This is a genomic window from Massiliimicrobium timonense (assembly GCF_042850985.1).
Lineage (GTDB): Bacteria > Bacillota_I > Bacilli_A > Erysipelotrichales > Coprobacillaceae > Allocoprobacillus.
Genome location: NZ_AP031415.1, coordinates 386,219 through 404,463 on the forward strand (window position 1 = coordinate 386,219; position 18,245 = coordinate 404,463).

16 protein-coding genes are annotated in these 18,245 nt (G+C 31.3%); 13 read left to right on the forward strand and 3 right to left on the reverse strand.

Annotation, left to right across the window (positions count from 1 at the left end; translation table 11 throughout):
* The first annotated feature begins 8 nt into the window (after positions 1-8).
* The 9 genes from ACGHJ8_RS02040 to ACGHJ8_RS02080 all read left to right on the forward strand — a co-directional run bounded on the left by ACGHJ8_RS02040 (position 9) and on the right by ACGHJ8_RS02080 (position 12,267).
* Positions 9-1,061 carry a hypothetical protein gene (locus tag ACGHJ8_RS02040; protein ID WP_211962127.1) on the forward strand — a complete coding sequence of 351 codons (1,053 nt, stop codon included), beginning with the start codon at positions 9-11 and terminating at the stop codon, positions 1,059-1,061.
* Between the two features lie 119 nt (positions 1,062-1,180).
* Positions 1,181-1,585, forward strand: a complete 405-nt coding sequence (locus ACGHJ8_RS02045; protein ID WP_205089647.1) for a hypothetical protein — start codon at positions 1,181-1,183, stop codon at positions 1,583-1,585.
* A 216-nt stretch (positions 1,586-1,801) separates the two neighbouring features.
* Positions 1,802-2,071: a phosphocarrier protein HPr gene (locus ACGHJ8_RS02050; RefSeq protein WP_087357145.1), complete on the forward strand. Its 270-nt coding sequence runs from the start codon at positions 1,802-1,804 to the stop codon at positions 2,069-2,071.
* Between the two features lie 130 nt (positions 2,072-2,201).
* Positions 2,202-2,471: an autorepressor SdpR family transcription factor gene (locus tag ACGHJ8_RS02055; RefSeq protein WP_087296879.1), complete on the forward strand. Its 270-nt coding sequence runs from the start codon at positions 2,202-2,204 to the stop codon at positions 2,469-2,471.
* Positions 2,468-3,109 (forward strand): SdpI family protein, encoded by a 642-nt coding sequence (locus tag ACGHJ8_RS02060; RefSeq protein ID WP_390541414.1) that lies wholly within the window; start codon positions 2,468-2,470, stop codon positions 3,107-3,109. The genes ACGHJ8_RS02055 and ACGHJ8_RS02060 overlap by 4 nt, the downstream gene beginning before the upstream one ends.
* 63 nt (positions 3,110-3,172) lie before the next feature.
* Complete coding sequence (locus ACGHJ8_RS02065) at positions 3,173-3,901, forward strand: ABC transporter ATP-binding protein (RefSeq protein WP_087357143.1); 729 nt, start codon at positions 3,173-3,175, stop codon at positions 3,899-3,901.
* Positions 3,882-5,477, forward strand: coding sequence for a hypothetical protein (locus ACGHJ8_RS02070; protein ID WP_390541416.1), 1,596 nt, complete (start codon positions 3,882-3,884; stop codon positions 5,475-5,477). Before ACGHJ8_RS02065 ends, ACGHJ8_RS02070 begins: the two co-directional genes overlap by 20 nt.
* A 385-nt stretch (positions 5,478-5,862) precedes the next feature.
* Positions 5,863-11,370 carry a lamin tail domain-containing protein gene (locus tag ACGHJ8_RS02075; protein WP_390541418.1) on the forward strand — a complete coding sequence of 1,836 codons (5,508 nt, stop codon included), beginning with the start codon at positions 5,863-5,865 and terminating at the stop codon, positions 11,368-11,370.
* A gap of 105 nt (positions 11,371-11,475) precedes the next feature.
* On the forward strand, positions 11,476-12,267 hold the full coding sequence (locus ACGHJ8_RS02080; protein ID WP_390541420.1) for a MurR/RpiR family transcriptional regulator: 792 nt from the start codon (positions 11,476-11,478) through the stop codon (positions 12,265-12,267).
* A gap of 96 nt (positions 12,268-12,363) precedes the next feature.
* On the opposite strand, the gene ACGHJ8_RS02085 is transcribed toward ACGHJ8_RS02080, so the two are convergent.
* Positions 12,364-13,728, reverse strand: a complete 1,365-nt coding sequence (locus ACGHJ8_RS02085) for a PTS sugar transporter subunit IIC (RefSeq protein ID WP_087357139.1) — start codon at positions 13,726-13,728, stop codon at positions 12,364-12,366.
* Positions 13,729-14,017: 289 nt separating this feature from the next.
* Between ACGHJ8_RS02085 and ACGHJ8_RS02090 the strand changes: the two genes are divergently transcribed.
* The 3 genes from ACGHJ8_RS02090 to ACGHJ8_RS02100 all read left to right on the forward strand — a co-directional run bounded on the left by ACGHJ8_RS02090 (position 14,018) and on the right by ACGHJ8_RS02100 (position 16,016).
* On the forward strand, positions 14,018-14,740 hold the full coding sequence (locus tag ACGHJ8_RS02090) for a glucosamine-6-phosphate deaminase (protein ID WP_087357138.1): 723 nt from the start codon (positions 14,018-14,020) through the stop codon (positions 14,738-14,740).
* Positions 14,741-14,784: 44 nt separating this feature from the next.
* Entirely contained in the window at positions 14,785-15,375 is a 591-nt protein-coding gene (locus tag ACGHJ8_RS02095) for an RDD family protein (RefSeq protein WP_390541423.1), read from the forward strand.
* Positions 15,376-15,446: 71 nt separating this feature from the next.
* Positions 15,447-16,016 carry a GrpB family protein gene (locus ACGHJ8_RS02100; RefSeq protein WP_390541425.1) on the forward strand — a complete coding sequence of 190 codons (570 nt, stop codon included), beginning with the start codon at positions 15,447-15,449 and terminating at the stop codon, positions 16,014-16,016.
* Here the strand turns inward: ACGHJ8_RS02100 and ACGHJ8_RS02105 are convergent.
* Together ACGHJ8_RS02105 and ACGHJ8_RS02110 are read right to left on the reverse strand one after the other, a co-directional pair.
* Positions 15,971-16,249, reverse strand: a complete 279-nt coding sequence (locus ACGHJ8_RS02105; RefSeq protein ID WP_205089655.1) for a DUF1294 domain-containing protein — start codon at positions 16,247-16,249, stop codon at positions 15,971-15,973. The genes ACGHJ8_RS02100 and ACGHJ8_RS02105 overlap by 46 nt on opposite strands.
* Before the next feature lie 11 nt (positions 16,250-16,260).
* Positions 16,261-17,127, reverse strand: a complete 867-nt coding sequence (locus ACGHJ8_RS02110; RefSeq protein WP_211962118.1) for a LysR family transcriptional regulator — start codon at positions 17,125-17,127, stop codon at positions 16,261-16,263.
* Between the two features lie 108 nt (positions 17,128-17,235).
* Here ACGHJ8_RS02110 and ACGHJ8_RS02115 point away from each other — a divergent pair, with 108 nt between their 5' ends.
* Positions 17,236-18,243, forward strand: a complete 1,008-nt coding sequence (locus ACGHJ8_RS02115; RefSeq protein WP_390541428.1) for a YeiH family protein — start codon at positions 17,236-17,238, stop codon at positions 18,241-18,243.
* Positions 18,244-18,245 lie beyond the last annotated feature (2 nt).

Consider the following 18,245-nt stretch of genomic DNA (forward strand, 5'->3'; position numbering starts at 1 on the left):
GAGTAAGTATGGAATATTTGATTGTATTATTGTTGATTTTTATAGGTGTGTTATTTTTGATGCAGCTTGTCTTTTTTGAATTGACAAGAAGTAAAATGGAAAAAGCCAATAATATCAACTGGTTTTTATCTTTAGATAAACCATTTAGCTATAATCGTGTTGGATATATGGTTTTTCTTTGTTTGATTTGTTATTTTATATCATCACCAGTTGAATTATTTACTTTAAGCTGGTTTGTTTACTTTGTTCTCTTTTTAGCAATGGGGATTGTGGCTGATGCAGTTGTACAGTATGCCATTATGGTATACAGCAAAAAAAGATGTCGTCGTCAAATAGAAGATGCTCATTTACTACAAAATGAATTACAACATTTTTCACCAAGTACTCAGTTAGAAAATGATTATACACTATCATCTCCTAGCTATCACGAAGAAGATGTTTTAAGACGTTATATCCAATCACAAGATCATTTGGCAGTCATGAGTGTGGATGCTGGAAAATTTGCCAGTCAGTTAAAAGGTGAAACAGAAGCTATGTTTGTGATTGAACCTTATACGGACACACAAAGAGTTCAAAATGAATTTATAGATGATCCATCTGTAAAAGTGACAACTTTAACACCAACAGGGAAAATGCCTTTTAAAGATGAAAAAATTGATATTGTGATGTGTCAAAAATGTAATTATGATAAAAGTGAGATTTTTAGAGTCTTAAAAAAAGGTGGCTACTTCATTGTCAATCAACATGGAACAGAAAATTTAAAAGAATTTGTTCGTCTTTATATGCCTTTCCAGATGAAAGGAAGCTGGGATGCACAAAACTGTGCTCAAACATTAGAGAGCATTGGAATGCGTATTGTAGATAAATTTGAAGATTATGGAACTATTCGTTTTCATAGTATTCAAGCTATTTATCAGTATTTTACAAAGGTTTCACCAGATTTTGCTAATGTTAATAGATATCAAGTTTTCTATTTACAGGCATTAAAAGAAATTAAAGAACATTCTTATTTTGAAATGACAACGCATCAATTTTTAGTTGTGGCTCAAAAAATGTATTAAAAGGAAACTTCATCGTAAGTTTTCTTTTTTTATCTCAATGATGTTCATTTCATTTTCATATTTTTTACATGAGATGTTCATATCTTTATTGTATTATGAAATGGCAAAGGATGATGAATATGAAAAATAAAGGTATTATTTTAGGGTTTATTGTGATGGTAATATTGATTGCCATCTTTATGAAAAAACCAATCGAAACAAAAAAGGAGATACGTTATAATACGACACACAAAAGAGAAGATATAGAAAAGATTATGGATATGGCTATTGATGAATATACGAATGCTCAAGCAGATGTTTATAGTGTTTATTATGATGAAGATATCAGTCATGAAACGGAACAATCGTATCTTCAAAAGGATACAGATATTCAAGAAGTCATCGTTGTTTATTTGGAATTTAAAACACGTTTCTTTAATGTTCATCCAGCACTTGGTGAAAATCACTATTATAGTGATTATATGTATATTGCATGTAAAAATGCAGATGGTGTTTGGCAGTGGAAAGATGGTGGTTATGGGTAATATTGGAAGTTATAAAGATAAAATTGTCAGTATAAATTGCTTTTTTTATTGTTTATATCACAGTTTTTTGAATAGGCTAAATAGATATAAAAAATACAAAAAAAGACTTGACAAAAAAATATTATGTAAGCGTATTAATTTCTTTTGAAAATGTATGGAAAAGTAATTCAAATGTGTTATAATAAGACTATAAATTATTAAGGAGGAGTCAATAAGATGGCAGAAAAATTATCTTTTGTAGTTTCAGATCCAGTTGGATTACATGCTAGACCTGCAACTATCTTAGTAAACCAAGCTAGTAAATTCACTAGCAATATCAAATTATGTTACAATGGTAAAGAAGTTAATTTGAAGTCAATTATGGGTGTTATGTCTTTAGGTGTTCCTACTAAAGCTACTGTAGAAATCGTAGCTGAAGGTGACGATGAAAAAGACGTAATCGCTTCAATTGCTAAAGTTATTAAAGAACAAAAAGTTGCTGAATAATATAAGGCTTCAAATACATGGAACTATACATTTTGTATAGTTCTTTTCTTTTATTTGACATGAATATAAAAAGTGATACAATATATTTAGATATTTAGAAAAATATCTAAATATTAAAGGAGGGAGAGATATGGGTGATGCATTTAAAGCGTTAAGTGATCCAACGAGAAGAAGAATCTTAGAATTGTTACAGGATAGACCTTTAAATGCTGGAGAAATTGCAGATTGTTTTCAAATGACAAAACCATCTATATCACATCATTTATCTATTTTGAAATCGAGTGGTTTGATCATTGATGAAAGACAGGGACAGAATATTGTTTATAGTATTGATATGTCTGTTTTTCAAGAAGTGATGAAGTGGTTTATGAATTTTATTGATATGGGGGATGAAAAATGAGAATAAGAGTTTTTGATGGAATCTTGTGGGGAGTGACTTTTCTTTTGGTAGTGACTGTCTTTTTGATGCCAGATACAGTCCCTTTACATTGGGATGAAAACTGGCAAATTGATGGTTATGGCAGTCGTTATATGTTTTTGATTCTGGCTTTTATACCAATGGCCATCTATTATGGGATGTCACTTACAAAGCATATTGATCCTAAAAAAATGAATTTGGAAAAAAGAAAGAAAACATATCGCCTTTTTCAATATGGTTTAACAGTGTTCTTTTTGATTCTTGCTGCTTTTTTTGAATATTCAGCTTTTAATCCCCAACAAGATGGTGAACAGTTTGTGTTATTGTTAGTGTCTGTCTTATTAATAGGAATGGGTAATTATTTACCTAAAATACCACAAAATTACTTCTTTGGTGTCAAAACACCATGGACACTAGCAAGTGAGTATGTCTGGAAAAAGACACATAAAATAAGTGGCTATTGTTTTATATTGATAGGATTCATAAATGGTATAAGTGCATTAGTACATTTTTCTTACACTTATCTGGTATTGATGATTAGTATTATAGGTATGACTATATTTATTTATGTGTATTCTTATTTTTTATTTAAAAAGTGTAGCCAAAATATTGACGATTAGATATTAAAGATATAAAATTATAATATAAATAATATTAATAATTAATGAAAGAGAGGATATCTTATGTTAAAGATTGAACATTTAACAAAAAAATATGATCAATTTAAAGCAGTAGATGATTTATCATTGCATATTGAAAGAGGTCATATTTATGGTTTTATTGGTCATAATGGGGCTGGAAAAACGACAACATTAAAAGCAGTTGCTGGGATTATGCCTTTTGATGAGGGAGAGATTATCATTGATGGAAAGTCTATGAAAACACATGCTTTAGAATGTAAGAAAATCATGGCTTATATTCCAGATAATCCTGATTTATATGAATATTTAACAGGTATTCAATATTTGAATTTTATTGCAGATGTTTATCAAGTATCAAAGGAAGAAAGAGAAAAACGTATTTCTCAATATGGGGATATGTTTGATTTAACAAGTGATCTGGCTCAACCTATTAGTGCTTATTCACACGGGATGAAACAAAAGTTAGCGATTATTTCAGCTTTTATACATCAACCACAATTAATTTTAATGGATGAACCATTTGTTGGATTAGACCCTAAAGCATCACATTTATTAAAACAAATCATGCGTGATCATTGTGATCGTGGTGGTGCCATTTTCTTTTCAACACATGTTTTGGAAGTGGCTGAAAAGTTATGTGATCGTATTGCGATTATTAAACAAGGAAAATTGATTGTCAGTGGAAAGACTCAAGATGTAATTGGTGATGAATCACTTGAAGATGTTTTCTTAGAGTTGGAGGATGATGACAATGTTAATGACGCTCATTAAGATTAGATTGCAGGGTATTTTATTAAGACAAACAAAAAGTTCTAAGAAAAAAGGGAACAGTATTGGAAAGCTGATATTATTTGGTTTATTGTTTGCTTATGTAGGTGTTGTCTTTATTGGTATGTTTGGGATGTTGTTTTATTCTTTGATTGAACCATTTTCGATGATGGGAATTGAATGGTTATACTTTGCTTTAATGGCATTATTTATTATTTTACTTTGTTTTATAGGAAGTATTTTCTTAACACATCATGAAATTTATGAAGCTAAAGATAATGAACTATTATTGGCTATGCCTATTAAAAATAGTGATATATTATTGAGCCGTGTATTTACAATTTTAATTTTAAATTATGTCTATGAGTCTTTGATTGCAATACCAGCTTTCTATGTTTATATTACCAATGTCGGTATGACAATGATAGAAATCTTTATGTTTATTATTGTTGTTTTAACACTACCATTGTTTGTTTTAGCATTATCTTGTTTATTTAGCTGGATTTTAGCTCATGTGCTTGTTAAAATTCATCGTTTTAAAACTGTTATTTCTATTGTCTTATTTGTCGGTTTTTTTGGTTTATATATGTATGCTGTGAATTATTTACAGACATATCTTGTATGGCTTATTGAAAATGGTAAGAGTATTGCTGAAGCGATTGAAAAAGCAGTATTTCCATTATATCATTTAAGTATCGCTTTAACTCAGGGAAATATAGGTAGCTTTGTGATTTATCTTATTTGTGCTTTATTGCCATTTATTATTGTTATTTATTTATTATCTATGAATTTTACGAAAATGGCAACATCAAAACCTAAGATGAAAAAAGCAATTTATAAAGCAAAACCAATGAAGCAAAATACAATGTTTAAAGCTCTTGTCATCAGAGAAATTAGACATTTTACTTCTAATGCGATGGTGATGTTGAATGGGGCAATGGGTATTATTCTTTGTATCATCGCTACGGGAGCTGTCTTGATTTATCAAGATGAAATTCAAATGATTGCCTCTATTCCTCAGATTCAAGAATATATGACACCAGTTTTATGTTTAATGGTTATCGCTGTATCATCATTAAATATGATCAGTGCATCTTCTATTTCTTTAGAAGGAGATCGTTTCTGGATTATTAAGTCACTCCCTATAACAACACAGGATATTTTAAATTCAAAACTAGCTATGCATGCTTTCTTATGTATTCCCGGTGGTTTAATTCTTTCTGTCGCTTTGATTTATGTGACAGGTATTGGAATGATTGATAGCTTACTTGTCTTGATTGTTCCTATCTTATTTACACTATTGATTGATTTTTTAGGATTATTACTCAATTTATGGAAGCCTAAGTTTGACTGGGTTAATGAAACGGTCTGTGTGAAACAGAGTTTACCTGTTGTTTTAACGATGTTTATTTCAATGGGATTAGCTGTTGTGATTGCAATGGTGTATGGACTATGGTTAGTTGATATTCTCTCTATTACAGCTTATATGTATAGTGTGATTATGATTGTTATTATTTTAGATGTTGTTCTTTATCAGACAATTCAAACGTGGGGTATACAACAATTTGAACATATATAAAAAGTAGAATAAAGGGCTGTACGAGATAAATAATCGTAAAATCATCTCAAAGAAGAAAACGGCAATGAATATCAATTACGATCATCATTGTCGTTTTTTTGTATATAGAGATTATGGAAATACATTATACAATCTAATTGCACTCATAATTATAATGTAAGTCATTTTTATGATATTAAAGCAAGAATAATGAATGTGCTAATCAACAAAAAGCCATTTATATCATTTTAATATAGCATGAAATAAATTGCTTTCATATAGTGGATAAGGTGGGTTCAAATCAATGTTTTGATGTCATTGAAAACTATTAATGTACTTTTTACCTGACATTAACAATCTTTAGAAGCTGTTTTGTTATAATCCGTTTATAAATGGAGGAAACAAAATGGGAAAAAAAGCTAAAAAGTTAATTGGTAGTAGTATGAGTGTTCTTGTTGTGGCATCATCAATGAATTTGAATGCATTATCTGTTGTTCATGCAACAGATACACTTACAAAGAATGCTTCAAAAATTATAAGTCCAGTGATGATTAGTGAGATTGTAGCTGATACACATCAATCTGATATGGAAACTGCATCAGGTACAGATGCTTTTGAATATATTGAGCTCTACAATACAACGAATCAGACTTTAGATATGGATAATTATCTTATTCAAAATGTTAATGGAAGTACGCATACTTTATGGGAAATCCCTGAAGGTACAACAATCGAAGCAGGGGAGACACTGGTTGTATGGGTACGTAATAGTGAAAGTGACTCACTTGATGAAAATCAATTCCGCTCTTACTATAACATTACTGATGAATCAGTAAATATTGTGAAAACAAATGAATCGGTGAATGGTTTTAGTAATTCTGGAGAACGTTCAATGGAAGTCCTTGTCAAGGATACTAAGCAAGTCATTAATTCTATGACTTATAATGATGGAGAAGCAAAGGCCCAGACAAAAAAGGGGATTACATTTCAATATCAGGATGGTCGTATTCAAGAATTGACACTTGGCTATGATGGAGATCCAACGCCAGGATCATTGGTTGATGAACAAACATTAGATGACCATTATGTCGTTAATAAGGATGAAGATGCAGCAGTTAGTCTATTAGTTAATGAGACATTTAACCCAAATGCATCATATGTTGTGAAAGCAACTACAGACTTAACTTCTGTTATATTAGAAGCAAAAGCCTTTATAAATAATAAGTCATATAATATGACTTATGATAATGGTGAATTTTTTGTTTCTATTCCTGCATCAGATTTAAGTGGGTTAGAATCTTTTGAGTTATCAGTTGAATTAACTGATGGAGTTAATGAATTAAAATCTAATAAGACAATTACAGCAGAGACAACAGATTCAGTGAAATATCAATCACCATTATTATTGACTGAGTTTGTACCTAATACTGTTAATGTGGATGGCTCTGATGCATTTGAATATTTTGAAGTTTATAACGCTAGTAATCAGACAGTAGATTTGAAAGATTATCATTTTATTTATGTTAATGGAACTAAAGAAGCTGAATGGATATTGGAAGGTGAACAGACTGTAGGAAATGTTTCTAATCAAATTTTTGGAGAATATCAACGCCCTGATGTGATAGAGAATCCTACTGTATCAATTGATGCACCATCTGTGGTTTCAAATCTTCAAGATTATGAAATGACGATTCAGACAAATCTAGAAAAAGTTTTCACAGCAACTGCAGATATTTATAGTGGAGAAACACTCATTGATACAATTAACTTTACATATGACAATGATATTTTAAAAGGGACAATTGCATATAATGCTGTTAAAAATTATGACAGTATAACTTATAAAGTCACAATCAGTGATGGAGTTAATCAAGCTACTTATACATCATCTTCAATTCCAGTTCAAAGTGGAGAAGTCGATGTAACAAATGCACCAGCCTTAACAATTACTGAAGTTATTCCAGATACTTCTAATGTAGATGGAGCAGATGCATATGAATTTATTGAAATCTATAATAACTCTAATAAAGATATAAATTTGAAAGATTATAAGCTCTATTATAATTATCCAGATAGTGGTAGTGATAGTATTTGGTGGGAAACAAACGAAGATAAGATTTTAAAATCTGGAGAAACACTTGTTTTCTGGATTAAAAATGGTACAAATGATGCTTTAACAAAAGATAATTTTAATGAAAAATGGGAAACAAATCTTTCAGATGACCAATTGATTGAAATTTCATGTGGTGGGATGTCTAATAGTGGAGCGAGAGGAATTAAAATAGCGACTAATGTTAAAGACGTGATTGATTATGTAACATATAATATGGATGGAACTGATAATACAACAGCTGACAAATCTATTGTTTATCAAAACCAATATAATAATGGACAATTCCAGTCTGTATTAGTGAGTGATGATAGAACGCCTACACCTGGTAGAGTTGATAGTAATACGAAACCGCAATATTCTCCAGTATTGCCAGATACAGTAAGTGAACCTGTTTTAGAAGATCGTACAGCATCAACTTTTCATACAGATGAAGATTTTGCATTTGAAATCAAAGCAACTTCACAAGAGACAACGATTAAAACTGTATCATTATATATGAAAGATAATAAGTCAAATGGATATACTCAATATAATCTTTTAAGAAATAATGGAGATGTTTTCAATTATACTCTAGCAAGTGTTGACTTAATTGGGAAATCTTCTTATGAATATTATTTTGTTGTTAGTGATGGATATCAAACAGTAACAACTGATGTGAAAACGGTAAACAATGAAGAGGGAACTCTTGAGGGTGATCGTTTCAATATTGATGATCAAACAGTGGTATCACAAAATCAACAAATTATAGGAACGGGAGAAAACCTTATTCTTGATGGTAAAGATATTACAGGTGAAGCCAAAAAATCTATTAGCAATTCAGCAAAAATTGCATTTGATGCTTCACAGACAGATGTCTTCTTTAAAAATGCAGTTTCTATAGGTAACGATTCAATAGGTGTCTTTAATGAAGGAACTTATGACTCATGGATGACATATAGTTATGATGTAGATGCAAAATATTTTGATTATGATAAAAAACAGGTGACAATTGCATTCCATGCTGGAAATAAAGCTAATGTGTTAGAACATAATATTGAAAATAACGATGATTTTGTTTTAAAGAATATTCGTCTTGTTTTACCTGATGGTACATCTTTGAGAGGAAAATATACTGGTGTTAAGGGGCTTGGAGCAGTTGAACATACTGCAGATAACTGGCATCCAGATCAACCAGAAACATTGGACAATTATTCTCCACAAACTGAAATTTCAATGGGAGATGGAACAAGTAAAATAGAAATTCTTTATGTCACATTTGATATTCCTGAAGCATCATTTGATTCATTACGTTATGATCTTGATACAACAAAGTTATCAGATGGTGTGCATACACTTCAAACTGGAGAATCATCTATACAGTTTATAGTAGATAATACGGCTCCTGAAATTATGACAAATATGGAAGAAGATGCACAATATAGAAGTCATACAATTGAAGCGAGTGCTAAAGATGCTATAAGTAAAAATGTTTCTTTATTAGCAACATTGGATAATCAAGCAATTGAATTGCCTTATGCATTTGATACAAAGACATTAGATGCTGGAGAACACGTTTTATCTTTAACTGCTACAGATGAAGTAGGGAATATGGCTACCAAAACAATAACATTTACTGTTCCTGAAGAAAATGCTACTGTTGGTGAAATCACACCAGGTGATGGGTCAGTGATTCATGGTGATCCTACATTATCTGTTCAAGTGAGTGATGCAACAAATGATGTTATGAATGTTGCATTTAAGAAAGGCCAAAAATATACTTTGAATGATCAAAATATTCAAGCTTCTCAAGGTGTGAGTCAGATTTCTGGTACTAATGAACAGTCTTTTGAAACAAATTCTGCCAATGGCTTCCCATATCAGCAATTTGATATTAAGGTTGATTCTTCATTTACAAATAAGGATGCAATGAAAGTTCATTGGGAAGGTGAAAGTAATAATGCCAAAACATTTATGTATGTTTATAATCACACAACTCAAGAATGGGATTTACAAGATGCCCAAAAGATTTATGATGGCAGTCAGATTGAATTAACTGCATCAATAGAGTTAAATGATTATCTCAAAGATTCATCAGTAAGAGTCATGATACAAAATGGGGAAGGATATACGCCACCTCAATATGATTCACAAACAACACGTATTACAACTTCTAATGAAGATGATACTCCTCGCGAAGATTATGATTTTACATTTGTTGTAGAAAGTGATACACAATATTATAATGAAGATTATGATGGTAATCCTGAACAAGATGTTGATGGTTCATATCAGTATCAGTTAGATATTCATGAATGGGTTCTCGCAAATAGAGAACGTATGAATATTCAATATATGTTCCATGATGGAGATATTATTGATGATGAACATCTTGATCCTGAATGGGAAAATGCCGATAAAGCTTATAAAATACTTGATGAATCAGGAATGCCTTATGGTGTATTGGCTGGTAACCATGATGTTGGTCATTTAAGCGGTGATTATACAAGTTTTTCTCAGTATTTTGGTGAAGAAAGATATAATCAGAATCCTTGGTATGGTCAAAGTTATAAAGATAATCGAGGACATTATGATTTAATTAGTGTAGGTGGTATTGACTTTATTATGATTTACATGGGATGGGGTATTGGTGATGAAGAAATTCAATGGATGAATGATGTCTTAGCACAATATCCTGAACGTAAGGCTATTTTGAACTTCCATGAATATTTACTTGCTAGTGGAGGTTTGGGTGAAGAACCTCAACGTATCCATGATGAAGTCGTAGCTGTGAATCCAAATGTCTGCATGGTATTATCAGGACATTATCATAACGCTCAGACAAATGTAGAAAACTTTGATGATAATCAAGATGGTGTTGCAGATCGTACGGTTTATCAGATGTTATTCGATTATCAAGGATTAAAAGCTGGTGGTATGGGATATATTCGTTTAATGCACTTTGATTTAGAAGGTGAAAAAATTATTATTCGTACATACTCACCTTCATTAGATGATTATGATGCTAAAGATGAAACTGATATTGGTGATGTCGCCAATATTAATGGAGAAGAAGAATTTGAAATTCCTTTTTCAGCATTGGGAATCGAACCAAAGACAAAGAGTCTTGAAACTTCATCTTTAGATATAGATGTTTATGGAAGTGAAGTGTTAGGTGAAGTTAAAAATGTAGAAAGTGGTCAAACTGCACAATTGACATTAAATAATCTGGCCAATCAAACATTAGGATGGTATGCTGAAATTACTGATGAAAATGGTGGATTAACAAGAACGGATGTGCAGTATATTACAGTGAACAAAGAAGAAAAAGCACCAACAATTATTTTACCATCAGATAATACGTTCACTGTTGGAGAAGAATTCGATCCAATGGAGGGTGTGAGTGCAACAGATTATACAGGAAAAGATATTACATCTCAAATTCAGGTTGCTGGTCAAGTGAATACATCAAAACCTGGAACTTATGAATTGACTTATACTGTATATGATGAATATGGTTATTCTACTCAGGCTAGAAGAGTGATTACTGTCAAAGCAGAATCATCATCTCAAGGTCAACCTTCTCTTCCTGATGAAAATAAACCAATGCAAAATCCTAGTCAGAACACTCCACAACAAAGTGATAACCCTTCACAACAAATTCAAAGCCAAAACAATATTCAACAGGTACAATCATCTATACAACCACAAACTTCAGACCTTTATGGGAATTTTGCAGGATATTTATTTATTGCCATTATAACATTGCTTGGTATTGCATATTTAACATTAAAAAATAAAATCAAAGATTTATTTCAAAAGTAAAAATGGTAAAAGGAATTGGTTTTATTCCTGATAAATAAAGAATTTAAAAGCTCTTTTCAAAGAGAGCTTTTTTGGTATATAATAGTAAAAAGTGGGTGATGGCAGATGTTTAATTTAATGATTATTTTGTCTTCTATGATTAACAGTGAGCCTTTTGGCAGTAATAACTATAAAATTGCTAAATATATTATTGAAAATATTGAGGATTTAGAGGATTGTTCAGTATCTCAGTTAGCCAAAAGCTGTTATGTTTCTAATTCCAGTATTTCAAGGTTTTGTCGAGATATAGGTATGAGTGATTTTAATGCTTTAAAAAATCAGATTGCTAAATTTGGAATATCTCAAGAAACAACAAAAGGCAAATATGAATTTCAATCATACGATCCACATCAACCTGCAAAATCATATATTACAAGTGTAATTGATAATTTAAAACTTGTTATACCAAGTATTGATGAACAGTCTATTCAAAAACTTGTGAAAGATATTTCTCGATATAAAAATGTGGCTGCTTTTGGATATAGGCAGTCAGAAAATGTTGCTTTAAATCTACAATATGATTTACAGACAAATGGTAAACATATTTTTACATGTATCAAATTTATTGAACAGGCTGAATATATAGAACAAGCCAATCAAGATGATTTAATTATTATTTTCTCAGATACAGGCACTTATTTTGATCGTGTTTTTGAACGTGTGAAACCATTTAAAAACATGAAAACCAAACCTAAAATATATATGATTACATCATGTCATGATTTGGATATATCTTATGTTGATGAATATATTTATTATCATAGTCGTCGTGATTATGCCAGTCATCCTTACCCATTAATGATGATTGCTGATGTTATTTGTGTTGAATATGCCCATATGAAAAAGATACCTCATTGATCAAAGGATGCTTTTGCGAAAAGGTCAATGAAGTATCTTTTTTGACTGATTAAAGATGATAAATGTAAGTGTGTGTGAGTGTATTCTCTATCTTATTTAATCAGTTGCATTTTCTTCTTTTAATTTTTGTTTTTCCATTAATTTAAAGAATGGATAATATAAAACAATATCTATAATAATAAGGGCAATGACCATAAAGGCTGCTTTAATATCCATACATCCCAGTGCTGCACCTAATGGAGCAGGTGTTGTCCATGGTGTTTCGATAACCCCTTTTCCGACAATATGCAATGCCATTAATGTATAGGCAATAATTGAATTGACAACCGGTACAAAGATAAATGGAATCATCATCAAAGGGTTTAAAACCATTGGTAAACCAAAGATAATTGGTTCATTGATGTTGAATATAGCTGGACCAATAGAAAGTTTTCCAAGTGTTTTTAATTCAACAGATTTTGATTTTAATAAGAGGATACATAGACCAAGTGTTGATCCTCCACCACCTAAAGTAATGACATAAGACCAGAATGGTTGTGTAAAGAAATGAACGATAGGTTCATTATTTGTAAAGGCAGTAATATTTTCAATCAAATACATATTTTGGAAAGGTAATCTGATTGGTTGAGTGATACTTGCACCATGTAATCCAAAGAACCAGAAAATCTGTGAAATAATTGTAATTAAACAGATACCAACAAGTGAATCCAAACCAGAAATAGCTGGTGCTAAAATTGTCATAATTGTGCTTGGTAATAATTCACCACTGAAGTTTTGAATTACTAAAGAAATAGCATAGAAAATAACAACGCATACAAATAATGGCATAATAGCATCAAATGAAGATGCGATTGCTGGTGGAACACCTTCAGGCATTTTAAAGCGGATATCTTTCTTCAACATAAAGTGCATGATTTCAACACATCCAATAGATACGAGAATGGCTGTAAAAATTCCTTTAGCATCAAGATATGTGGTTGGAATATACATACTTGCTGATGCTAATAATTCTTCAGCAGTTGCACCATCACTAATCAATGAAGCTGCTACAGCAGACATAGATGGAGCACTGACAATCAAGAAGACTGCAGTAGAAACAACGGCTGCGTTTAACGTTGCCATTTCATATCTTTTTGCAAGATGATATGAAATAGAGAATGCGATGAAAAGTCCCATTAATGCCATTGTCATATTATATGGAACTTGTAGGGCTGCTTTATAAGTTTGTGCCCAATTATACCAGCCCATTAACATATCAGTAATAAATCCCCACTGAGGTAATGTATCTGGTGTGAATGGTGGCGTTGAAATGATCAAGCACACACCACCTAAGATTGATAGTGGAATCGCAACAACCATACCATCACGAATGGCACCAAGATGACGCTGGTTACCAAGTTTAGTCGCAATCGGCATTAAGGTACGTTCCGCTAAATCATTGAATTTTTCCATGAAATTCATAAAATTTCCTCCCTCCTTTAGAGCTATTATATAGATTATTTGAAAACGCATACAACAAAATTCCAAATGATAGAAAAATGTGCCAAATTGTGGAAATGAATTGTATTATGTTGAAAAAAGTTTTATAATATTATATTATGTGTGATTCATAAAGCCCTTGTTACTTTCTTTTTTATGATTGAAAAAAGAAATTTTCTTGACAGGGCTTTCTTTCATATTATAATAAAAGTGTGTGTGAGTCATATTCTCTTTCGACTGATGATAAAAATATAAATCAAGGAGAAAGAATATGAAATTAATTATTGAAGAAAATGAACAAAAAATGAGTGAAAGTGCTATGCACATTTTACTAGGAGCGATGATGCAAGATAAACGTGTTAATATTTCATTAACAAGTGGTCGTTCTCCTAAGACTTTGTATCAAATGATGATTCCTGAAGTGAGAGATCAGGAAAAATACAAAGATGTAGAATACTATCTTTTTGATGAAGCACCATACATCAATGAAGATAAACCAGGTCCTAACTGGACAGAAATGCAGGATTTATTCTTTAGAGATGCTCATATTCCAGATGAAAAGATTCATATCACAACAATGGAAAACTGGGAAACATATGATCAGGAAATTCGTGATGCAGGTGGCATTGATGTGATGTTGATTGGTTTAGGATGGGATGGACATTTCTGTAGTAATTGTCCAAGATGTACACCTATGGATAGTTATACTTATATCATGGATAGAAAAACAAAGAATGCTGTTAATCCAACATATCCAGATAAGCCAGATTTACCATATTCATTAACAATGGGTCCTAAGAGTTTAATGCGTGTGAAACATTTGGTAATGATTGTCAATGGTAAACATAAAGCAGAAATCTTAAAACAAGTTTTAGATTCACCAATCACTGATGAATTACCTGCCACAGTTTTGAAACTTCATCCAAATTTTACTGTTATCTGTGACAAAGATGCAGCATCTTTATTGGATATGAAAGATTATCAAAGACTTTAAGATAGTGAATATTCACTATCTTTGCTTTTTAAGGAGATAATGTCATGTCAAAGAAAAAACAAAGAAATCAAAAAAAGAAAAAGGAACAGATTCGTAACTATGATGTTTTGCGTGTAAGAATGCGACGTTTTTTTGCGATGATTATAGATTGGTATTTCGCTCAAATGATTGCAGTTATTCCTATTACCTTTTATTTTAGAGGTGGTGATTATTTAAAGGCATCTATGTTTCAACTTGAAAACTATGATTTTGAGATAGGACTCTTTTTAGGTGTGTTTGGTATTGTTGTTGGAATCATTTATTATGTTCTTATACCTATATTTTGGAAAGGACAAACGATTGGTAAAAAAATTTGTAAGATTAAAATTGTACAAGTTGATGGAAGTCCTGTAAAACCTCTTTCTATTATTGTCAGAGAATTAATTGGTTCAACTTTTTTAGAAGGGGGAATTATCATTATTGCGACTTATATCAGACGTATGCTGCCTTTATTTGGATTGACTGTCCTTGTTGATCCTTTAAAATATATTGCTTATGGGTTGACGATTGCTTCGATTGTTTATGCCTATTTTCAACCATTATCACAGGCTTTTCATGATAAGATTGCTAAAACAGTGGTTGTAAGTGAAAAATAAGATTCAAAGACGAATCTTATTTTTATTTGATTCAAAAGAGTGTACAATGATACGAATAAGGAGTGATTCAAATGAAATTAAGTGATGAGTATATTCAAAAAGTGGTTGTAAGTGGAAAGGTGGAGCACAACCAGACAATTGTTTTAAAGCCTTATGATGAAAATTGGTCTATTTTATTTGAAAGGGAGAAACAAAGAATTTCAACAATTTTAAAAGACAAAGCATTAATGATTGAACATATTGGTTCAACTTCTGTTCCGGGTTTGATTGCTAAACCAATTATTGATATTTTACTTGTTGTTGAAGATGCTGGAAAGGAAGAAGATTATGTAGATGATTTGGTGGCACATGGTTATATTTTAAGAATAAAAGAACCTGACTTTGAAAATCATCATATGTTTCTAGGACCGGACACTGATATTCATTTACATGTTTTTTCTCAAGATTCAAAAGAGATTGAAAAATATCTCCTTTTTAGAAACTATCTTAGAAATCATCAAGAAGCAAAAGAATTTTATGCAAATACAAAAAAGGCATTAGCAAAAAAGAAGTGGAAATATGTTCAAAATTATGCTGATGCAAAAAGTGATGTTGTTCAACAAATCATGGATGCTGCCAGAAAAGAAAAACAGTCAAATTGATAAGCTATGATGAATTGAATAAAAATGATAAGTGGAATTCCTATAACAAAATACCAATGTTTTGTTTTGTGATGGAAAAGATACATGCCCATCCAAACACCTAAACTTCCACCAATCATAGCAATGATAAAAATCAGTTTTTCACTGATGCGATAACGATGATGAATCGCTTTATATTTGTCTATTTTCATGACTATACAGCCCAATATTGTCATTAATAATAAATAAATCATATAAATCTCCTTTATTGTGTTAACATATGAAATAGCTGTTGGTAATATTTTTTATGAATATGGGATTGAAGATAAATAAAATGCATGGGACGAAAGATATCAAAATGATCAATGTGCAGCTCAATGAGCTGTTTATTTTTTATTTCCTTTTCTACAACACCGGCATAAACAAAAGTTATTGCTTGAGTATCCATTAACATTGTTTTTATCATAGATAAACTTCCGACTTCAACAAGCTGTGAAAAACTTGACAGAGAATAGATTGTCTGATGAAGATAGTTTTCTAATATATCACGTGTACCTGAACCTTTTTCTCTTATAAATAATGGATAAGGGAAAAGCTGTTCAAAAGTGATAGTTTGGTGTGCTAAGGGATGATGAGGACTTGCGACAGCGATAAATCGTTCTTTTTTAAGTAAATGATAATCAAATAATGTTGTATCAAACTGACCTTCCACAAAAGCACATTCCACTTCACCATTAATTAATTTTTGAATCAGTGTCTGTGTATTGGCCACAACAATTTCACAATGATAATTCTTTAATATTATTTTTTTAGCAATCATATGAGGAATATAGTAATCAGCAATAGATAGTGTTGAACCTATGATTAAGGAAGGACGGATATCATGTAATTGCTTTTCAAAGAGTTTTTCATTATGCATTTGTGTTTTGGCATAGTGATAGAGTAATTCTCCCATTTTTGTCAGATGAAAAGATTTATGTGTACGGTCAATAAACTTTTGTTGATAATGTTCTTCCAATGCCTTGATATGTTGTGTCACAGCAGGTTGGGTTATATGCAAATGGGCGGCTGCCTGTGTATAACTTTGACATTCTACAACTTCAATAAATGTTCTCATTTTATCATCAATCATACAAATCACCTTATTTATTATAATATATTCTTATGATAAATAAAATATTATAATTATTATTTATAGGTAAAATATGGTAATATAGCTTCGTTGAAGGAGAAGAAAGAAATGAATAAGATAAAAGAAATATTACCCGGATTTATTGTTTGTGTCATCATTGGTTTGATTGCTCAACAGATTGCTAAATTTTTTCCAAGTATTGGTGCGGCTTTATTTGCGATAGGTATCGGGATGATTGCCGGAAATACATTTTTAAACAAAGATATTTTTAATGTTGGAACAAAGTTTTCTGAGAGTCGATTGTTAGAATATTCAATTGTTTTAACGGGATTGACACTGCAATTAACAGATATTATGGGGATTGGTTTTCAAGGTGTTGGATTTATTGCATTGCAGATGACATGTACGATTGCTATATGTTATTTGATAGGAAGAAGATTAAAATTCACCAAGAAATTTTCCTTATTAATGTGTGCTGGAAATGCTGTATGTGGATCTTCAGCCATTGGTACGGTATCTCCTATTGTGGAAGCAGATAGTAAAGATAAGGGGATTTCTATTACGATTGTGAATGTGACTGGAACCATCTTAATGGTTGTGTTACCAATTGTCACTGGTTTGTTATATCATCATGAAACCTTGCATACTTCAGCTATGATTGGTGGGACACTACAATCCATTGGTCAAGTGATTGCTTCAGCATCTTTAGTCAATCAAGAAGTTGTAGAGTTTGCAACAATTTTTAAGATCGTCAGAATCATTTTTGTGGTTGTCGTTGCTTTAACATATGCCAGAATGAATCTTGATGAGAATCAGCCATTGTTTGCTAAAAAAGAAGGAGTAGCAGCTAAGGTAAAAGCAAAAGTGCCTTGGTTTGTTATTGGTTTCTTTATTTTTAGTATTATCAATAGTACAGGTATTTTACCAGCCATCATTTCTACATCAGCAAAAATGATAAGTTCTCAATTTGAGATTATTGCTTTAGCAGCCATAGGGATGCGTGTTAAATTTGCTGATCTTATTAAAGAAGGACCTAAAGCTATGTTATATGGATGTCTAACAGGAACATCACAGGTTATATTAGCATTGATTTTTATTGCGTTATTATTGGGGTAAAG

What these genes read in the sequence shown, in the direction of transcription:
- ACGHJ8_RS02060 (WP_390541414.1), top strand. Translation starts at nt 2,468, where the DNA reads ATGAGAATAAGAGTTTTTGATGGAATCTTGTGGGGAGTGACTTTTCTT.
- ACGHJ8_RS02055 (WP_087296879.1), top strand. Translation starts at nt 2,202, where the DNA reads ATGGGTGATGCATTTAAAGCGTTAAGTGATCCAACGAGAAGAAGAATC.
- ACGHJ8_RS02095 (WP_390541423.1), top strand. Translation starts at nt 14,785, where the DNA reads ATGTCAAAGAAAAAACAAAGAAATCAAAAAAAGAAAAAGGAACAGATT.
- ACGHJ8_RS02110 (WP_211962118.1), bottom strand. Translation starts at nt 17,127, where the DNA reads ATGATTGATGATAAAATGAGAACATTTATTGAAGTTGTAGAATGTCAA.
- ACGHJ8_RS02040 (WP_211962127.1), top strand. Translation starts at nt 9, where the DNA reads ATGGAATATTTGATTGTATTATTGTTGATTTTTATAGGTGTGTTATTT.
- ACGHJ8_RS02075 (WP_390541418.1), top strand. Translation starts at nt 5,863, where the DNA reads ATGGGAAAAAAAGCTAAAAAGTTAATTGGTAGTAGTATGAGTGTTCTT.
- ACGHJ8_RS02070 (WP_390541416.1), top strand. Translation starts at nt 3,882, where the DNA reads ATGTTAATGACGCTCATTAAGATTAGATTGCAGGGTATTTTATTAAGA.
- ACGHJ8_RS02100 (WP_390541425.1), top strand. Translation starts at nt 15,447, where the DNA reads ATGAAATTAAGTGATGAGTATATTCAAAAAGTGGTTGTAAGTGGAAAG.
- ACGHJ8_RS02090 (WP_087357138.1), top strand. Translation starts at nt 14,018, where the DNA reads ATGAAATTAATTATTGAAGAAAATGAACAAAAAATGAGTGAAAGTGCT.
- ACGHJ8_RS02115 (WP_390541428.1), top strand. Translation starts at nt 17,236, where the DNA reads ATGAATAAGATAAAAGAAATATTACCCGGATTTATTGTTTGTGTCATC.
- ACGHJ8_RS02065 (WP_087357143.1), top strand. Translation starts at nt 3,173, where the DNA reads ATGTTAAAGATTGAACATTTAACAAAAAAATATGATCAATTTAAAGCA.
- ACGHJ8_RS02080 (WP_390541420.1), top strand. Translation starts at nt 11,476, where the DNA reads ATGTTTAATTTAATGATTATTTTGTCTTCTATGATTAACAGTGAGCCT.
- ACGHJ8_RS02050 (WP_087357145.1), top strand. Translation starts at nt 1,802, where the DNA reads ATGGCAGAAAAATTATCTTTTGTAGTTTCAGATCCAGTTGGATTACAT.
- ACGHJ8_RS02045 (WP_205089647.1), top strand. Translation starts at nt 1,181, where the DNA reads ATGAAAAATAAAGGTATTATTTTAGGGTTTATTGTGATGGTAATATTG.
- ACGHJ8_RS02085 (WP_087357139.1), bottom strand. Translation starts at nt 13,728, where the DNA reads ATGAATTTCATGGAAAAATTCAATGATTTAGCGGAACGTACCTTAATG.
- ACGHJ8_RS02105 (WP_205089655.1), bottom strand. Translation starts at nt 16,249, where the DNA reads ATGATTTATTTATTATTAATGACAATATTGGGCTGTATAGTCATGAAA.